This is a genomic window from Rhodococcus sp. H29-C3, from assembly GCF_030063405.1.
Lineage (GTDB): Bacteria > Actinomycetota > Actinomycetes > Mycobacteriales > Mycobacteriaceae > Rhodococcoides.
In genome coordinates this window covers 112,202-129,439 of the sequence record NZ_JASITC010000003.1, presented here as the reverse complement: position 1 = coordinate 129,439, position 17,238 = coordinate 112,202, and the positions used below count along the sequence as shown (strand labels likewise).

Below are 17,238 nucleotides of genomic sequence, written 5' to 3'. Positions count from 1 at the left end.
AAGAGTATCGGCTCGACCCGCTCCGAGCGAAAACTCAGCTATCTCAGGTCGGCGATCGTGACGACTACCCTTGCAACTATGGCATCGGTATTCAGCAAGATAATCAGCGGCGAGATTCCGGGACGATTCGTGTGGCAGGACGAGGACGTCGTGGCGTTTCTGACTATCGCCCCGGTTACTCCAGGTCACACGCTCGTCGTTCCTCGAGAGGAAATCGACCAGTGGCAGGACGTCGACGGCGCCACCTTCGCCAAGATCACGGCAGTCGCCCAGATCATCGGCACTGCGGTGCGGTCGGCGTTCGATGCACCGAGGGCAGGACTGTTGATTGCCGGGCTCGAGGTTCCGCACCTACACATGCACGTGTTTCCTGCCTACGACATGGGTAACTTCGACATCTCCGGGGCAGACCCGAACCCGTCACCACAGTCGCAGGACGAGGCCGCCGAGAAGCTGCGTGCCGCGCTCCGCGAGTCCGGCCACGGCGCCAACGTTCCTACCTGATCGGCCGAGCACAAGCCGTGACCCTGACCGACTCTGCCGTCGACCAACGACGGTCCCTCACGATCGCTGCCCTCGGCACTCTGCTCACCCTTGTCGCGTTCACGTCACCGCTGGCGACGATCAACTCCACCGCTGCCACTCTCGGCAGCGACACCGCCGGTAAGACCTGGATTCTCAGTTCCATGAGCATCGGGCTCAGTGCGGCACTACTCACCACCGGAACGCTGGCCGACGACTTCGGGAGGCGTCGCACGTTCGTTCTCGGCGCGCTCGTACTGGCCGTCGCCTCGGTGGTCTGCGCTGTGTCGCCGAATACGTTGATCTTCGTTCTTGCGCGCGTGCTGCAAGGACTGGGCGGCGCCGCCGTGATCGCGTCGAGCCTCGGAATCATTGCGCATACTCACCCGGCAGGCCCACGCCGTGCGCATGCCAGTGGCGTCTGGGGCGCCAGCCTCGGCGCTGGAATCGCACTCGGCCCACTCCTGGTCGCGACGCTCGATCGGCTGGCAACGTGGCGTGATGCGTATTGGCTCGTCGCGGTCGCCGGCGCACTGCTCGCCGTCGCCGCGCATCGATTCGTGCGGGAGTCGACGTCGGATACCCCTCGTGGACTCGATCCCGCCGGCGCGCTTCTGCTGGCGTTCGGGTTGAGCGCTCTTCTCGCTGCCCTTGTCGAAGGGCGCCAAGGATGGGCGCGGCCTCTGCCGTTGAGTCTTTTCGCGGTATCGGCGGTGCTGCTGATCGTGTTCGTCGTCGTCGAATACCGAAGTCGCGCGGCAATGCTCGATCTGAACCTGTTCACCCAACCGGCGTTCGTCGCAGCTACTGTCGCGGCAGTCGTCGCCGGTGCGGGGATCATCGCGCTGATGTCGTTCATGTCCGGATTTCTCGGTAACGCCTACAACATCGATGCCTTGGGCGCGGCACTGTTGCTCTTCGCCTGGTCTGCTACTTCCGTCGCGACAGCTCTTCTCGCACGACATATCCCAGCCCGCGTCACCGGCAGTGTGCAACTGGCAGCAGGTCTGATCGGGGTTGCGATCGGGCAGCTCGCAATGCTCGGCCTGTCGGTGGACTCGACCTGGCCTCGACTCCTCCCGGGCCTGCTGTTCGCAGGTATCGCGAGCGGAGTTCTGAACGCAGCACTAGGGCGCGAAGCCGTCGCGAGCGTCCCGGCCGGACGTGCGGGGATGGGCAGCGGCGCGAACAACACCGCCCGCTATGTCGGATCTGCGGTAGGTGTGACTGTGGTTGCGGTGTTGGCGGTGCCGCGAGGAACGAGTTCTCCTGCCGCGCTCGTCGAAGGTTGGAACTCCGCAGTCCTGTTCACCTCCGCAGTATCGGTAGTCGGCGCACTGGTCGTGCTGCTGTGCCGGGGAAAGAAGAACTAGCGCGCAGGCTGATTCGCGAAGCGGGCAGATTCGGTCATGATTTCCGTGTCAGCGCGAACCCTCTTGTGCCTAGAATGAATCCGATTGCAGCACCGATCATGGCGCCGAACAGAGGGAAGACTGCCAGTACAAACCAGTCCGGATCTCGAAAGCTTGGATCGAACAGCGACTGAGGTTCATGGGACATCGGCACTCCCGGTAGAGGTTCGTACACGCCGTCGTACATGACCTCGGAGGAATTGCTCGTGGTCTGCTGAGCCAACTCCCACAACAACGGAAGCGCACCCACGACAAGCCCGAGAACGATCAGCAGCAGGATGAGTCGACGCACAGTCGAACACTACGACAACTGCTTCGGTCGGTCATCGCTGCTCCACTTCTCAGCAGTAGTGGTTACCGAGCCAGCCGATAACGTAAATCATGTTCTCGGGCAAACGCTCCAGATCCCAGGGCTTCGCGGACTTCAGATTGTGGGAACTACGGCAGAACGGCCCCGATTCGTACCGGCAGTCTGCTCAGTTGTTGAACTATCGCTGCGAAGTCCCTGCGAACCCCAGGCCTGCGACAAGACGGTGCATGGGAGTGTTGTACGCATGGCTTGGTTGATTTTGGTCGTTTCCGGCGCCTTCGAAGCGGTCTGGGCAACGGCCCTCGGCAAGTCCGACGGATTCTCCAAACTTGGTCCGACGCTCGTGTTCGCCGTCGCTCTTGTGATCAGCATGGGCGGTCTCGCACTCGCGATGCGCACGTTACCGACCGGCACCGCCTACGCGGTCTGGGTCGCGATCGGCGCGGCACTCACCGTCACCTACGCGATGATCACCGGCGACGAGGCCGCGTCGTGGATCAAGGTTGCGCTGTTGATGGGCATCGTCGGCTGCGTGGTCGGCTTGAAGGCCCTTCCATGATGTCTCCAGCGGTTACAGTAAAACCATGAACTGGGTGTCGGCGATCACATTCCCTGCGCGTGCCGGGATCGCGATGACGGAAACTGCGCTGCAAGTGACCAGCACGGTCCTCTCCACCACGCGATTCGTCCTGGAATCCGGCGCCGTCAACCCGATGAGCCTCGCGGCGGTAGCCAATCCTCGCGGCGGCACCATGCAGTTGCTCACACAACTCGGCCAGCTGACTTCGGACGACCGTGCCTTCGGTAACGCCCTCCGCGAAGGTGGGCCACTGGACCGGCTCCTCGCACCCGGTGGCGTAGTCGATCGGTTGACATCGGAGGAAGGCACGCTGGAACGGCTGTTGGCCGACGGCGGCCCGGTCGATCGAGTGACGGCAACCGGGGGGCCTCTCGATCGACTGCTTGCCGAAGACGGTCCGCTCGAACGACTACTGGCCGAGGGGGGTCTGCTGGATCGGATCACCGCCGTCGAAGGTCCGCTCGAGCGGCTCACCGCGACCGATGGTCCCCTCGAATTGCTGACGAGGGAGGGCGGAATCATCGAGCGGGCACTCGAGGAAGGCGGCCTGCTCGAACAACTACTCTCCGAGGGCGGTGCCATCGAACGACTGACCGCCAAGGGCGGTCCCCTCGATCAACTCGTCACCCTGTCCGAGACATTGTCTTCGCTGGCCCCGAACCTGGAACGGATGGGTGTCAGTGTCGACATCCTGCAGGATTCGGTCGAGATACTTTCCGCCGCAGTAAATCCGCTGGGTGAACTGGTCGGACGGCTTCCCAATCGCTGGCTCAAAGGAAAACAGCCCGTGTCCGAGCTTCAGTGAAGGTGTCGATCGAAAAAGTCGAACACCCGAGCAAAGGCGTCTTCGGCCTGCTCATCTTTGAATCCGAGGCCACTGATACGCCGTAGAACCGCGGCTTTCTTGTTGCCAGGGAGCGCGTTTGCGAAACTGTGACCGGCGCCCGGATACGTCTTGACGTCGTGCGGTATTCCCTTGTCGGACAACACTTTGCCGAGTGTCTTGCCGGCACCGATCAAGCTCGGATCGCTCTTTCCGTACGAGGCGACGATCGGGCATGCGCCGTCGAGCGCTTTCTCCATGTCTTTCGGCGAGACGCCGTAGAACGGCGCGCTCGCCCCGAACCCTTTCGGCGACAACAGTAGAGCGAATCCACCGCCCATGCAGAACCCGACTATCCCGACACTGTCGGTCGCGTCCTCACGCGCGAACAGATACTCCCGAGCCCCCAGCAGATCGTCCACGGCGACGCCGCTCTGCCCGAGAAGCGCACTGAAGACCCCGACGACGCACTTGCGCATTCCGCCCCGGCTGTACAAGTCGGGAGCCAGCGCGAGGTAGCCCTTATCGGCGAACCGGCGCGCGATTCCCCTGGTGTCCTCGTTCAGTCCGAATGCGTCGTGCACGATCACGACACCGGGCCACGGCCCTTCCCCAGCGGGCAATTCCAGTACAGCGGCAATCGGGCCTGCGGGGGTGTCGACCTGGATGTCAGCCATCACCGAAGATTAACCCACCGACCGCAGTCCCCGCGCGATCACGAGACGCTGAATCTGGTTGGTGCCCTCGAATATCTGCGTGATCTTTGCATCCCGCATGTACCGCTCGACCCGGAAGTCGCGGGTATATCCGTATCCACCGAACACCTGGACGGCGTCGGTGGTCACCTTCATCGCGGCATCGGTGGCGATGAGCTTGGCGACGGATGCACTTCGCGAATAGTCGAGCCCGCTGTCGCGGCGTCGGGCGGCGTCGATATACGTAGCGCGGGCAGAGTCGACGGCGGCTGCCATGTCGGCCAGCAGGAATCCGAGCCCTTGATGGTCGACGATCTTCTTGCCGAACGTCGTGCGTTCGTTCGCGTAGGCCACCGCGTCGTCGAGGGCCGCTTGGGCGATTCCGACGGCGACCGCGGCAATCCCGAGGCGGCCGGAATCGAGGGCACTGAAGGCAATCTGCAGGCCCTGCCCCTCGGTACCGATACGTCGTTCGCCTGGAATGTAGGCGCCGTCGTAGTGCGCCGAGGTCGTCGGTACCGAGTGCAGTCCCATCTTCTCCTCGGGTTTGCCGAAGGTGAGCCCGTCGAGGTTCTTGGGCACCAGAAAGCAGGAGATGCCCTTCGATCCCTCTCCGGTGCGTGCGAAGAGGTTGTAGAAGTCGGCGATGCCGCCGTGGGTGATCCACGCTTTCGCGCCCGTGACGGAGTATCCGTCGCCTGATGGCACCGCCTTGCAGGTCAAGGCGGCGGCGTCGGAGCCGGCCTGCGGCTCGGACAGGGAGTAGGCGCCGATCTGCGAGCCTCCGAGCATCTCCGGCAACCAGCGTTGCTTCTGCTCTTCGGTTCCGAATGCCAGTAGCGGCGAGCAGGCGAGGCTGTGCACGCTGACGGCTACGGCGACCGCTGCCCATCGCGAAGCCAACTCTTCGAGGACCTGGAGGTAGACCTCGTACGGCTGCGCTCCGCCACCCCACTCCTCGGGGAACGGCAGGCTGAGCAAGCCTGCCTCACCGAGCTGAGCGAACACGCCGTCCGGATACGTCTCCGCTTTTTCGTGTGCGTCGACTATCGGGTCGAGCACTTTGTCCGCGACGTCACGGGTGAGCTGGATGAGATCTTTGGCTTCCTCGGTGGGCAGCAGGCGATCGACGGGCACTGGGCACTCCTCACGAAACCACGGACAGTACTGCAATGAAGCTCACGGTACTGCATACCGTACTGCGACGTCGACTGCAGTACTATTTTGCGATATGACCGCAGCTCACGCGACTGCACGGCGCGCCCAGCTCTTCGACCAACTGGTCGCGTTGTTCCTCGACGAAGGATTTGCGCACCTGACGCTCGAGGACATCGCGGCACGCCTGCGATGCAGTAAATCGACGTTGTACACGTTGGCTGGGAGCAAGGGTGAGCTCGTGCGGACCGCGACCGTTCACTTCTTCCGTGGCGCGACCGACCGTGTCGAGGCATCCATCGCTACCGTCGACGGGACCGGCGCGCGACTGACCGAGTATCTGTCGGCGGTCGGCATCGCACTGCAACCCGCGTCGGCGCAGTTCATGGACGATCTCGCAGCGTTCCCCCCTGCCCGCGAGGTCTACGAGCAGAACACCGCTATTGCCGCCGAACGCGTGCAGCAACTGATCGACGAAGGAACTTCGGCCGGGGACGTCCGCGGAGTCCACGCCGCGTTCGTCGCCGATGTGGCTGCGACGACGATGGCTCGAATCCAGAGCCGCGAGGTGGCCGGGCGTACCGGGCTCGAAGACTCGCAGGCCTACGCCGAACTGGCCGCGCTGCTCACGACGGGCATCACCTGATCAATCGCGCCGCGGCAGAAGCCGGAGCTGAATCTCCATCAGCATCCGCTCGTCCGGATCGGAAAGGTCGGCTCCGAGAATCTGCTCGACGCGAGTGATCCGGTACCGCAGCGTGTTCGGGTGCACACCCAGTTCCGCTGCAGCACTCCTAATCTCGCCGAAGTGGGAAAGATAGGCTGCCAAACTCGACACCATCGCCGAAGAGTGCTTCGCGTCGTAACTTCTGAGCGTCTCCATTCGCGAATCGAGCAGTTGCGGGTGATGGGAGACGAGTTCAATGATTTCGCCGAGCAGAACGGACGTACGAGACTCGGCAAGTGAGGTCACTCGATGTTCGCCCATGGTGCGGTCGAGCACCCTATCGACTTCGAATCGACCTGCCGGTACGTCGGTGAGTGACGCGACGGGAACGGTCAGTGCTGCACGCAGCGCGACGCCGGTGCGCTCTTCGATCCGAACGATCACTTCCCGCGTCCAGGATTCCACGGCCTTCACCGAGGTGATCGCCGGGAACAGTACATAGATGCGGTCACCGATCGTCGTCGCCAAGGACAGGCGATGAAAGGCACTGGCATGCAACCGAACCGCGGGCGCCACCTCGCCGACAGGGCGGCTACCCGCCGCGGCGAACCCGATCATCGCGGCCGGCCCCGACGTCGGAATAGACAGTGCCGCAGCGAGCGACGGGATGTCGACGCCTCCCCCGCGAGCACCGAGCAATCGCTGAATCTGCACGGCCTCGTTGCTCGGCGCATCCAGAATGCGTGTGATCAACCGAGCCGCGACGGCAGCGGCACCGGTCAGGACGCCATCCGCGTCCTCCAATAGCGGCCGATTACCTTCCTGAACCCAGATCGAGCCCAGGTTTACGACGGTGCCGGACGCGTCGGGAATCGATCTGATCCCCACGACGAGTCGACGCCGAATGCCGAGGTCGGGGGCGGCGGGCACTTCGAGAACGTCGTCGCTGGATCTGATGCGTTCGAATACGCCCCAGTCGGTGAGGGTGCGCAGGTAGTCGGCCGGGCCTTCGCGACCGAGAATGGACAGTGTTCGGAGTTCGTCGGCCGCGCTCTCCGACGCCGAGTACGCCAGCACGTGCGATCGCTCGTCCTCGATACTCACCATCCCCTTGGTCAGGGATGCGACCGTGCGCGCGAGACCGTAAAGGTCGGTGTCGGCACCGAAACGTCCTTCGTCGACATCATCGGTGTCGAGGCACCGAAGCGAATGATCGAGCACACCACGAACGATCGACAACAACCGTTCCCAGTCCGTCTGCGGATGGACGGCGATCAGCGCAATCCCGCACTGCCGCGCCGCGTGTTGGATCGGCACCGAATCGCCGACGCCTTTGGCCATCACTGCCCGTGGCCGCGCGTGCGGCCGCGCCAACTCCAGATCGTCGAACCATGCCAGAAGTCCGGATTCGGAGGCACCGACCACCAGAGCCAGGTCCGCGACCGCGCTGTCGGACAGGTCGCTGCTGTCGAGCAACGCGACCGAGCGGATGTCAGTGTGTCCCCCGGCCGGACTCACGACGAGTTCGACGAACGCAACGGGTAAGGCGTCGAGCAGTGTCGCCAGCTCGACTCTGGAATCTTCGTCCATCTGGACAAGTAGAGCACACACCTCTCGTTCGATCAGCTGAATACAATCGGCTGTTCACAGGCTTGGATTGGTCCCACGTACCCCGAATAGTTCAGCGAGTGCGGTCAGGAGGAATCTTCATGGACGCCGTCACTTCGGTACCTGTTCCGATGAACGAACCGGTCAATACCTATGCCTCCGGCAGCCCTGAGCGCGCTCGCCTGCGCGCTCGATTGGACGAACTTTCCTCGAGTTCAACCCACCTTCACCAGGTCATCGGAGGCGTACATCGCTCCGGTACCGGACCCGAACAGCACGTCGTGCAACCCCACCGGCACTCGTCCGTCATCGGCAGCTTCACCGGCGCCACACACCAGGACGTCCGCGACGCCATCGACGCAGCCCTCGCGGCCGCACCGGCATGGCGTGATCGCTCGTTCGACGATCGGGCCGCGGTGTTCCTGCGGGCCGCGGACCTCCTTGCCGGCCCCTGGCGTGAAACAGTGGCGGCGGCAACGATGTTGGGCCAGTCGAAGTCCGTCTACCAGGCCGAGATCGACGCGCCGTGCGAGCTGGTCGACTTCTGGAGATTCAACGTCTCTTTCGCGCGGCACATTCTGGCGGACCAGCCGGTGAGTTCCCCAGGAGTGTGGAATCGGGTGGACTATCGCCCGCTCGAAGGGTTCGTCTACGCCATCACTCCGTTCAACTTCACGGCGATCGCCGGCAATCTGCCCACTGCGCCCGCGCTGATGGGCAACACCGTGCTGTGGAAGCCGTCGCCGACTCAGTCCGTCGCCGCATATATGACTCTGCAACTACTCGAAGCGGCGGGACTTCCGCCCGGAGTGATCAACCTGGTGCTCGGGGACGGTCCACTCGTATCCGAGCACGCATTGAGCGACCCACGGCTGGCAGGGATCCACTTCACCGGTTCGACGGCGACGTTTCAGCACCTCTGGCGTGAGGTGGGACACAACATCGCCCGGTACAACTCTTATCCGAGGCTGGTCGGCGAAACGGGGGGCAAGGACTTCGTTCTCGCACACAGTTCGGCCGATCCTGACGTCCTCACCACTGCGCTGATCCGGGGAGCGTTCGACTACCAGGGACAAAAGTGCTCCGCCGCATCACGGGCTTTCGTACCGAGGTCCCTCTGGAAACGGATGGGAGATCCGTTCGTCGAACAGGTGTCGCAATTGAAATTCGGCGATGTGAGCGACCTGTCCAATTTCGGTGGCGCAGTCATCGACCAGCGGGCCTTCGACCGCAACGCCGCCGCGCTCGATCGCGCCAAGTCCACGCCGGGCCTCACCATCGCGACAGGTGGAACGTGTGACGACTCCGAAGGTTACTTCGTCTCTCCCACAGTTCTTCTCGGCGACGACCCGACGGACGAAGCATTCGCCACCGAGTACTTCGGTCCGATCCTGACGGTGCACGTGTACGAGGATTCTGCGCGGAATTCCTATCAGGACATCCTGCGCAAAGTCGACTCCGGATCGAAGTACGCACTCACCGGAGCAGTCGTTGCGAACGATCGGACGGCCATCGAGCAGGCGCACTCGGCATTGAGATTCGCCGCAGGCAATTTCTATGTGAACGACAAACCGTCCGGCGCCGTCGTGGGTCAGCAGCCGTTCGGCGGAGCGCGAGCGTCCGGGACGAACGACAAGGCAGGGTCAGCGCAGAACCTGCTGCGCTGGGCCTCCGCGCGCACGGTCAAGGAGACATTCGTTCCGCCTACCGATCACCACTACCCCCACCAGGCGGGCAAGGGTTCGACGTGAGTGCGGTGGTTGCCAATCCGCTCCGACCTGTGCTTCTGGCCGCGGCACGATCCGCGAGACTCGAAGCGACGGTGAGCCGGTTTCCACTCACCAGAACGTTGGTGGACCGTTTCGTAGCAGGGGAATCGGAGTCCGACGCGATGGCGGCAGTGCGTTCGTTGTCGGCCTCCGGCCGGAAGGTCAGTGTCGACTACCTCGGGGAGGACACCACCGACGTAGCGACGGCGAAGGCCACGGTCGATGCGTATCTTTCTTTGCTGCAGTCTTTTTCGGCCTTGCGACCCGAACAACACCACGCCCTCGAGGTATCGGTGAAATTGTCGGCGCTCGGGCAGGACATCGATCGTTCGATCGCACTCGACGGTGCACGCACCATCTGTTCCGCCGCCGCTCGGTCAGGGGCCTGGGTGACAGTGGATGCGGAGAACCACACGACGACGGATGCGAGGTTGTCCGTCGTAAGGGAACTGCGTCAGGAGTTTCCCGACGTCGGCACCGTACTGCAGGCCTATCTCATGCGCACCGAGGACGATTGCCGCGAGTTCGCCGGCCCTCACTCTCGGATTCGATTGTGCAAGGGCGCGTACGACGAACCCTCGACGGTCGCCTACCGCAGCCCCGGTGACGTCGCCGAGTCGTATGTGCGATGTCTCCGAATCCTCATGAATGGCGACGGCTACCCGATGGTGGCGTCCCACGACCCCGAGATGATCGACGCTGCAGCACGATTCGCCCAGTCTTCCGGCCGAACGAAAGCAGACTACGAGTACCAGATGCTGTTCGGAATCCGCGAGGCAGAACAGCTCCGCCTGACAGGCGAAGGGAAGAACCTTCGGGTCTATGTTCCCTACGGCAATCAGTGGTACGGCTACTTCATGCGCCGCTTGGCCGAGCGGCCTGCGAACGTCATGTTCTTCTTTCGCTCACTGCTCGCGCGCAAGTAGGGCCGCTCGTTCGCGTATTTCCTGCACGGCGGACCGGATGAGATCGGAATCGGAACCGTCCGCCCTCGAACCGATTTCGAGCTCGATGACGTCGCGCAACACTCGTGCGGGCAAGCTCTGCACGAGCTGCGGACGCACGGGGAGTACGCCCACCACGAAAATCTGCTCGACGGTCTTCGTGTCGTACATCTCGGCGACGATCTCGGCGACGGTCTTCTCACCTGCGCGGTGTCGGGGCGGAGTTCCGGACTCGACCGTAACCGAACTCGTCGCGACGCCCCGGGCATCGAAGGTGTCGATATCGGCGCCGCGTTGGTCCACCGATACGACGACATAAGGCCCGGCGTCCTCGAGCGGATCGGATTCGGTGTCCACTCTCGGCACACCGACGAACCGGGCCTCGGTCGGCTCGGCCCCCGGCTCTAAGTCGGACGCGTCCCGCGCGGCCTCGACAGGCGCCCCTGAGGACACCGCATCGTCCACCGAATATGACTGCATATGCTCGCGCTCACTGCTCGTCGACATCTGGATGGGGTGCCCAGGTCTCCGAGCACCAAACATCACGACCGTTGTATCTTTCGCCGAGACGTACCGTAGGACTCATGACACTTCGCTCCGCGGACGCCGTGGTGATCGGCGCCGGACACAACGGACTCGTAGCGGCTGCTGCGCTGGCAGACGCAGGCTGGGACGTAGTAATTCTGGAGGCAGGCCCCGAAGCCGGTGGCGCTGTCCGCAGTGCCGAGCTGATACCAGGATTCAGCAGTGATCTCTTCAGTGCGTTCTATCCGTTGGGGGCTGCGTCGCCAGTGATGACCTCACTCGACCTCGAGCATCACGGCCTGCGGTGGTCGCGTTCGCCTACCGTCTACGGCCACGCACGCTCCTCGATGGACGAGTCCGCACCCGTCGTCCACAACGACGTCGCCGATACCGCTGCGGCTCTGGCCGAATACGACCGTCGCGACGGTGATGCCTGGTTCGACCTGTTCGATCAGTGGACGAAGATCCGGAAGCCGATGCTCGACGCTTTCTTCGGACCGTTCCCGCCGGTGCGCGCCGCTGCGTCGTTGGCGAGAACCTTGGGTGCCGCGGACACACTGCGGTTCGGACGGTTCATGGCTCTACCGGCACGCGTCATGGCGCACGAGCTCTTCCGGAGCGAGGCTGCCAGGTGCCTTGTGCTGGGTAATGCCATGCACGGTGACGCCCCCTCCGACGCACCCGTCAGTGGTGCGATGGGCTATCTGCTGACGATGTTGGCGCAGGACGTCGGATATCCAGTACCGACGGGTGGCGCGAGCAAGCTCGCCGACGCGCTCGTCAGCCGTGCAGGCAAGGCGGAACTGCGCTGCGGCAGCCCGGTCGATCGCATCGACGTCACCGATGGACGTGCGTCAGCGGTTCATACCAAAGGTGGGGACACGGTGTTCGTCCGTCGGGCCGTGATCGCCGACGTCTCCGCACCGATGCTCTACGGATCCTTGCTTCCGGCTGACGCGGTACCCCGACGGGTGCACGAGGATCTCCGCAACTTCGAATGGGACACCCCGGTGGTGAAGGTCAACTACGCTCTCGACCGCCCCATCCCGTGGCGCTCGACCAGCCTCTCGGATGCGGGGACCGTACATCTGGGTGCCGACGACGACGGCCTGGTCCGGTGGTTGGCCGACCTGACCACCGGGGTGCTCCCGGAACGTCCGTTCATGCTGTTCGGGCAGATGACCACGGCAGACGCCTCCAGATCACCGGTGGGTACCGAGAGCGCGTGGGCGTACACGCATTTGCCGCGCGGAGTGGCCGACGACGCGTCAGCCGATACGGTCGCCGACCGGGTACGCGATGTGCTCGAGGAACACGCACCAGGGTTCAGCGGGTCGATCATCGCCGAGGTGGTTCAGCGGCCGTCCGATCTGATGGCGGAGAACGGCAATCTCTACGGCGGCGCAGTCAACGGCGGAACCGCACAGTTGCAGCAGCAGTTGATCTTTCGCCCGACACCCGGACTCGGACGTTCGGAAACCGTCGTCGAGGGGTTGTTCCTCGGTAGCTCTTCGGCGCACCCCGGGGGCGGAGTTCACGGAGCAGCCGGGATGAACGCTGCGCGAGCGGCATTGGGCCAGCAGGGCCCGCTCGGCCGGATACGAAAAAAGGTGACCAGCTCCTTGCTGGAGCTGGTCACCCGAGATCGAGAAGAACGTTAAGGCTTCGTTGCCGCTTCGACCGCGTCGGCAACTCGATCGAAGACCTGCACGGCAGGTTGGAGAGACGCAGCCTCCAACAACCGATGTACTGGGTGTCCTTCTACGAGCGACCAGCTCGACCCTGCTTCTTGGGTCCCACTGTCGAGCGCGCTGAACACGGTCAGACCGGCAATTCCGAAGAAGCCGACATCGGACAAGTCGAGTACGAGATGCCGGTGCGCATCGATGTGGGTGGACACGAACTCGGCCAGCATCGGTGCACTTCGGATATCGATGTCGCCGTGCACGCTGACAACGAGCGCGGCCGAGCCGAACGGTACGGCTCGAAATATAGCGCCGGTAGCAGCGACGGACACCGAGGTATCTGCTGTGGCGTGTGTGTTCACTGCAGCGTGGTTGTGTGCGGTTGCGTCGTCTTCGACACCGCGTGGAGTAACAGTCATAGCCATCCCATCGTCTTTTCGATCGGGAGGGAAACGGTACGAGCGCGGTGACAGTCGAATGTGAACATGAGTTCCGCTAACGGCTGCGACAGCCAGGGCGTCTCCCCCGACAACGGCTGTTAGCTCAACCTCGGTCAACCCTACGTTACTCGGGCCGTCCCGCATAGTGAAGACGAATCGAACACCGAGATCTCAGGTGATGCCTGGACGCAGCTCCTCGTGATGCGCACGCATCGAGTCGATCAAAGCGACGAAAACTCGATGAGCCGCAGCAAGATCCGAGTCGGGCACTTGGGCAAGCGCAGAAGTGGTCCGCATACCGAGTGGACCGAAAAATTCACGTGCGACGGCCATGCCGTGGTCGGCATAACGAAGAATCACTTTTCGACGGTCACGTTCGTCTTTTTCCCGTCGAATGTGACCCGACTCGATCATCCGCTCGACCAAGTACGTCATAGCTGCCGACGACAACCCGAGCCGGGCGCCGAGTTCGCCCGTCGTCAGCGGCGTGCCTTCGACGTCGGCGACCATGATCAGGAGCAGTGCACGAAAATCGTTGTGTCGCAGTTCGTGTTGTGCGCTGAATGCGCGCCCGATCTCCTCGGAGACGGCAGACAGCGCACGTACGTCGGACGAGATTTTCGATTCCAGCTCGCGTCGATCGGCCACTGCGGTCCTCTCTCTTCGAAGATGCGCTCAGACTATCCGCACGCCGAGTGGGTGATCTTGCCGGTTGATTAATGTCTCAGTTAGTGAGATTGTTTTCCGGTGGACAGCTCCCGCCGCGACGACGGCTTCTGGATCGGATTCGCCCGGATTGTCACCTCACGCCGGTCGTGGGCAGTCGCGCTTGCCGTCCTGGTGCTCTCACTAGGGTTCATGGCCCTCGTCGGTGAGAACGACTCGGCCGGAAGCGCACCATCCTCGGTACCACCGGAAGCAGAGTCCGCCCAGGTCACCGAGCTGCTGACCCAATTCCCCGGCGCGGACACCGCACCCGCGATACTCGTCGTCAGTCGATCCGATGGCGAGGTGCTGTCCGAGGCCGACCTGGCCGCCGCGCAACAAGCCCTCGATCGGACCGCGGTCGCCGCGGGCACCGACGCCGGTTCGCCTCCGCTCGTGCCGGCACCCGACGGCAAAGCAACGCTCGGCCTGGTTCCGATAGACAGTTCGCTGTCCGGGTTCACACTCGACGACCTCGTCACCTCACTGCGCACCGCTGCCGTCGACGGCCTTCCCGACGGCCTCGACGCGCAGGTGACCGGCGGACCGGCATTCGGTGCCGACATCGCGAACTCCTTCTCCGGCGCCAACTTCACCCTTCTCGCGGTCACCGCACTCGTGGTCGCGATCCTTCTCATCGTGACGTACAGATCGCCTGTTCTGTGGCTGGTTCCGCTCCTCGTCATCGGCTTCGGCGATCGCGTCGCCACCTCTGTCGGAACGGCACTCGCCGAGGTGACAGGCCTGTCGTTCGACGGCTCCACCTCCGGTATAACCAGCGTTCTGGTGTTCGGAGCGGGTACGAACTACGCGTTGCTGTTGATTTCGAGATATCGGGAAGAGTTGCGTGCCGAGTCCGATCATCGACGTGCACTTGCCCGAGCCGTCCGCCACGCCGGGCCTGCAATTCTCGCCAGCAACGCCACCGTCGTGCTGGCACTGCTGACGCTGCTCCTGGCAATCCTGCCCAGCACCCGCAGCTTGGGTGCACTCGCGGCGGCAGGCCTCGTCGTCGCAGCCGTGTTCGTCCTCCTCGTCCTCCCTCCACTGCTGGCGCTGTTCGGCCGCAAATTGTTCTGGCCCTTCATCCCGGGCCCTGACGATCGCGACACCGCCACCTCGGGGGCCTGGTTCTCGATCGCGGCCGCAGTGTCACGACATCCGGCCCGCACCGCATCGATCACGATCGTCGCCCTTCTCGCCTGTGCCGGTGCGCTTTTCGGAACTGGAATCGGCTTGTCGCAGACCGAACAGTTCCGCGTGACCGCCGAATCCGTCGAAGGCTTCGAAACACTCTCCGAGCACTTCCCCGCAGGTCTGGCCGATCCGACGACAGTGGTCGGAAAGACCGATTCGGCTGCCGAGATCGAGTCCGTCCTGGCAGCCGACGACGCCATCACCTCGTTCACCCGTGGCGCCGACTCCGGCACCGGCCTGACTCGATGGTCCGTCGTATCCGACTCGCCGCCCGCATCCGAGGAAGCGTTCGCCGTCATCGAGGACCTACGAGGTGCACTGAAGGACATTCCCGATGCCGAGGCGCTCGTCGGCGGCAGTGACGCCCAAGCCCTCGACACCAGTGACGCCGCCGCCAGGGACCGTCTCGTCGTAGTGCCCGCCATCCTGATCGTCGTTCTCGCCGTGCTGCTCGTGTTGCTACGCGCAGTCGTCGCCCCGCTGGTACTCGTCGGCACGACGGTTCTCAGCGCACTCGCGGCCTTGGGCATCGGGAGCTGGGTGAGCCTGCACATCTTCGGATTCCCGGCTCTCGACGACAACGTTCCGCTGTTCGCCTTCCTGTTCCTGGTCGCCCTCGGCGTCGACTACACGATCTTTCTCGTCACGCGTACCAGGGAAGAGACGCCCGGCCACGGAACGCGTTCGGCCATCGTGCGCGCGGTGGGCGCCACCGGTGGTGTCATCACGAGTGCGGGCATCGTGCTGGCCGCAGTGTTCTGCGTGCTTGGCGTCCTTCCGCTCATCACGCTGACGCAGTTGGGCATCATCGTCGGCCTCGGCATTCTGCTGGACACCTTCGTGGTGCGCACGTTGGTCATTCCAGCCCTGTTCACCCTTATCGGCCCGGGGATATGGTGGCCGAACACATTCGATTCCAGCAGTACCGAACTGGTGGGACAAAAGGAGTGAAATCCATGAAGGTACATTCGATGCTCACACGCGCGCTCGTTGCCGGCGCGTGCGCCACGGGGATGCTGCTCGCCGGCGGAATCGCTCAGGCAGCACCTGCCCCGTCCGGTTCGGCCGGATTCGTACCCCTCGCCCCCATCCCGTCCCTCGATGTCGATCGCTACCAGGGCACCTGGAATCAGATTGCCGCTGTACCGCAGCCGTTCAACCTCGAGTGCGCGCGCGACACACAAGCCAAGTACACGCTGACCGATCCAGCGAATGTGCGCGTCGAGAACACCTGCACCACCTGGAACGGGGAGCAGAACAACATCGTCGGCAACGCCCGCGTCAATGACACGGTGACGAATGCCCAGCTGCACGTGAGCTTTCCGGGTGTTCCCACCCAGGAGAACCCCGAAGGGCCGACCAACTACATCGTCGCCTACATCGCGGACGACTATTCCTGGGCGTTCGTCGGAGATCCGTTCCGGACTTCGGGTTTCGTCCTGTCCCGCTCATCAGAAGCGAGCCCGGAGAAGTTCCGTGAAATCCGTGCCGTCGCAGAATCGCTCGGCTACAACTCGTGCCTGATCCTCACCTCGCCGACACCGGGCGGAGCGGCGGGGATACAGCCTCTCTGCACCGTCTAGGGCTTCGCATGTGGGTGGAATCAGCTCTCGGCGAGGGCGTTCCACTCACATGCGATCAGTCGCATCACTCGACCGCATTACTCGACGTTGAGCGCGACCTTCCGCAGCAGGTGCGCCAACGCCTCTGTTTCCTCCCGGTTCAACCCGTCGAGCAGTTCACGATCACGCGCGAGTCGTAACGGAAAGACGGTATCGACCAATTCGATACCGTCAGCGGTGAGTTGCAACAGCACAACTCGCGCATCGCGGTCCAGGCCGAGTCGCTCGACCAGACCTTCCTTCACCAGACGTTCCGAGATCTTGGTGGTGGATGCCCCACTGAGCATTGTCACCGAGGTCACTTCGCTCGCTCGTAGTGGTCGTCGGGCTCGGCGCAGCGCGCTCAAGACGTCGAACTCGGCCCTCGACACTCCACTCGGCGCGAGTGTGGAATCGAGTAGGTGGTTGGCCTGGGCGGCAATCCTTCCGATTCGCGCGAGAACCTCGATCGGCGAGGTATCGGTGTCCGGAAAAAGGGCGACCCACTCGCGCCGAACCTGGTCCACGAAGTCTCCGCCAGATTGCTGCACCGAGGTCATGCCATCCACCTTACGGCCCAGGTCACAGGCGGCAGCATTT

At 63.6% G+C, this 17,238-nt stretch carries 18 protein-coding genes; 10 read left to right on the top strand and 8 right to left on the bottom strand.

Annotation, left to right across the window (positions count from 1 at the left end):
* Positions 1-78 precede the first annotated feature (78 nt).
* Both QMK32_RS07885 and QMK32_RS07880 read left to right on the top strand, forming a co-directional pair.
* On the top strand, positions 79-504 hold the full coding sequence (locus QMK32_RS07885; RefSeq protein ID WP_283474174.1) for an HIT family protein: 426 nt from the start codon (positions 79-81) through the stop codon (positions 502-504).
* Between the two features lie 17 nt (positions 505-521).
* Positions 522-1,895 (top strand): MFS transporter, encoded by a 1,374-nt coding sequence (locus QMK32_RS07880; protein ID WP_283474173.1) that lies wholly within the window; start codon positions 522-524, stop codon positions 1,893-1,895.
* A gap of 34 nt (positions 1,896-1,929) precedes the next feature.
* On the opposite strand, the gene QMK32_RS07875 is transcribed toward QMK32_RS07880, so the two are convergent.
* Positions 1,930-2,226, bottom strand: coding sequence for a hypothetical protein (locus tag QMK32_RS07875; RefSeq protein ID WP_283474172.1), 297 nt, complete (start codon positions 2,224-2,226; stop codon positions 1,930-1,932).
* A gap of 262 nt (positions 2,227-2,488) precedes the next feature.
* On the opposite strand from QMK32_RS07875, the gene QMK32_RS07870 reads away from it, so the two are divergent.
* Both QMK32_RS07870 and QMK32_RS07865 read left to right on the top strand, forming a co-directional pair.
* Positions 2,489-2,803 (top strand): DMT family transporter, encoded by a 315-nt coding sequence (locus tag QMK32_RS07870; RefSeq protein WP_283474171.1) that lies wholly within the window; start codon positions 2,489-2,491, stop codon positions 2,801-2,803.
* Between the two features lie 25 nt (positions 2,804-2,828).
* Positions 2,829-3,629: an ABC transporter gene (locus QMK32_RS07865; RefSeq protein WP_283474170.1), complete on the top strand. Its 801-nt coding sequence runs from the start codon at positions 2,829-2,831 to the stop codon at positions 3,627-3,629.
* Here QMK32_RS07865 and QMK32_RS07860 read toward each other — a convergent pair.
* Together QMK32_RS07860 and QMK32_RS07855 are read right to left on the bottom strand one after the other, a co-directional pair.
* Positions 3,623-4,324 (bottom strand): dienelactone hydrolase family protein, encoded by a 702-nt coding sequence (locus QMK32_RS07860; RefSeq protein WP_283474169.1) that lies wholly within the window; start codon positions 4,322-4,324, stop codon positions 3,623-3,625. The genes QMK32_RS07865 and QMK32_RS07860 overlap by 7 nt on opposite strands.
* 9 nt (positions 4,325-4,333) lie before the next feature.
* Positions 4,334-5,479, bottom strand: coding sequence for an acyl-CoA dehydrogenase family protein (locus QMK32_RS07855; RefSeq protein ID WP_283474168.1), 1,146 nt, complete (start codon positions 5,477-5,479; stop codon positions 4,334-4,336).
* 94 nt (positions 5,480-5,573) lie between these two features.
* Between QMK32_RS07855 and QMK32_RS07850 the strand changes: the two genes are divergently transcribed.
* Positions 5,574-6,143 carry a TetR/AcrR family transcriptional regulator gene (locus QMK32_RS07850; protein WP_269301278.1) on the top strand — a complete coding sequence of 190 codons (570 nt, stop codon included), beginning with the start codon at positions 5,574-5,576 and terminating at the stop codon, positions 6,141-6,143.
* On the opposite strand, the gene QMK32_RS07845 is transcribed toward QMK32_RS07850, so the two are convergent.
* Positions 6,144-7,754 (bottom strand): PucR family transcriptional regulator, encoded by a 1,611-nt coding sequence (locus tag QMK32_RS07845; RefSeq protein ID WP_283474165.1) that lies wholly within the window; start codon positions 7,752-7,754, stop codon positions 6,144-6,146.
* A gap of 119 nt (positions 7,755-7,873) precedes the next feature.
* On the opposite strand from QMK32_RS07845, the gene pruA reads away from it, so the two are divergent.
* Both pruA and QMK32_RS07835 read left to right on the top strand, forming a co-directional pair.
* Positions 7,874-9,523 carry an L-glutamate gamma-semialdehyde dehydrogenase gene (gene pruA / locus QMK32_RS07840; RefSeq protein WP_283474163.1) on the top strand — a complete coding sequence of 550 codons (1,650 nt, stop codon included), beginning with the start codon at positions 7,874-7,876 and terminating at the stop codon, positions 9,521-9,523.
* Positions 9,520-10,467 carry a proline dehydrogenase family protein gene (locus QMK32_RS07835; protein WP_283474161.1) on the top strand — a complete coding sequence of 316 codons (948 nt, stop codon included), beginning with the start codon at positions 9,520-9,522 and terminating at the stop codon, positions 10,465-10,467. The genes pruA and QMK32_RS07835 overlap by 4 nt, the downstream gene beginning before the upstream one ends.
* Here QMK32_RS07835 and QMK32_RS07830 read toward each other — a convergent pair.
* On the bottom strand, positions 10,447-10,992 hold the full coding sequence (locus QMK32_RS07830; RefSeq protein ID WP_283474160.1) for a baeRF2 domain-containing protein: 546 nt from the start codon (positions 10,990-10,992) through the stop codon (positions 10,447-10,449). The genes QMK32_RS07835 and QMK32_RS07830 overlap by 21 nt on opposite strands.
* A gap of 77 nt (positions 10,993-11,069) precedes the next feature.
* On the opposite strand from QMK32_RS07830, the gene QMK32_RS07825 reads away from it, so the two are divergent.
* Entirely contained in the window at positions 11,070-12,671 is a 1,602-nt protein-coding gene (locus tag QMK32_RS07825) for a phytoene desaturase family protein (protein WP_283474159.1), read from the top strand.
* Here the strand turns inward: QMK32_RS07825 and QMK32_RS07820 are convergent.
* Both QMK32_RS07820 and QMK32_RS07815 read right to left on the bottom strand, forming a co-directional pair.
* Positions 12,668-13,114 carry an STAS domain-containing protein gene (locus QMK32_RS07820; protein WP_283474158.1) on the bottom strand — a complete coding sequence of 149 codons (447 nt, stop codon included), beginning with the start codon at positions 13,112-13,114 and terminating at the stop codon, positions 12,668-12,670. The genes QMK32_RS07825 and QMK32_RS07820 overlap by 4 nt on opposite strands.
* A 192-nt stretch (positions 13,115-13,306) precedes the next feature.
* Positions 13,307-13,783, bottom strand: coding sequence for a MarR family winged helix-turn-helix transcriptional regulator (locus tag QMK32_RS07815; protein ID WP_283474157.1), 477 nt, complete (start codon positions 13,781-13,783; stop codon positions 13,307-13,309).
* A gap of 210 nt (positions 13,784-13,993) precedes the next feature.
* Between QMK32_RS07815 and QMK32_RS07810 the strand changes: the two genes are divergently transcribed.
* Together QMK32_RS07810 and QMK32_RS07805 are read left to right on the top strand one after the other, a co-directional pair.
* Complete coding sequence (locus QMK32_RS07810; protein ID WP_283474709.1) at positions 13,994-15,988, top strand: MMPL family transporter; 1,995 nt, start codon at positions 13,994-13,996, stop codon at positions 15,986-15,988.
* A gap of 5 nt (positions 15,989-15,993) precedes the next feature.
* Complete coding sequence (locus QMK32_RS07805) at positions 15,994-16,620, top strand: lipocalin family protein (protein WP_502943553.1); 627 nt, start codon at positions 15,994-15,996, stop codon at positions 16,618-16,620.
* Positions 16,621-16,697: 77 nt separating this feature from the next.
* On the opposite strand, the gene QMK32_RS07800 is transcribed toward QMK32_RS07805, so the two are convergent.
* Positions 16,698-17,198: a MarR family winged helix-turn-helix transcriptional regulator gene (locus tag QMK32_RS07800; RefSeq protein ID WP_283474156.1), complete on the bottom strand. Its 501-nt coding sequence runs from the start codon at positions 17,196-17,198 to the stop codon at positions 16,698-16,700.
* Between the last annotated feature and the right edge of the window lie 40 nt (positions 17,199-17,238).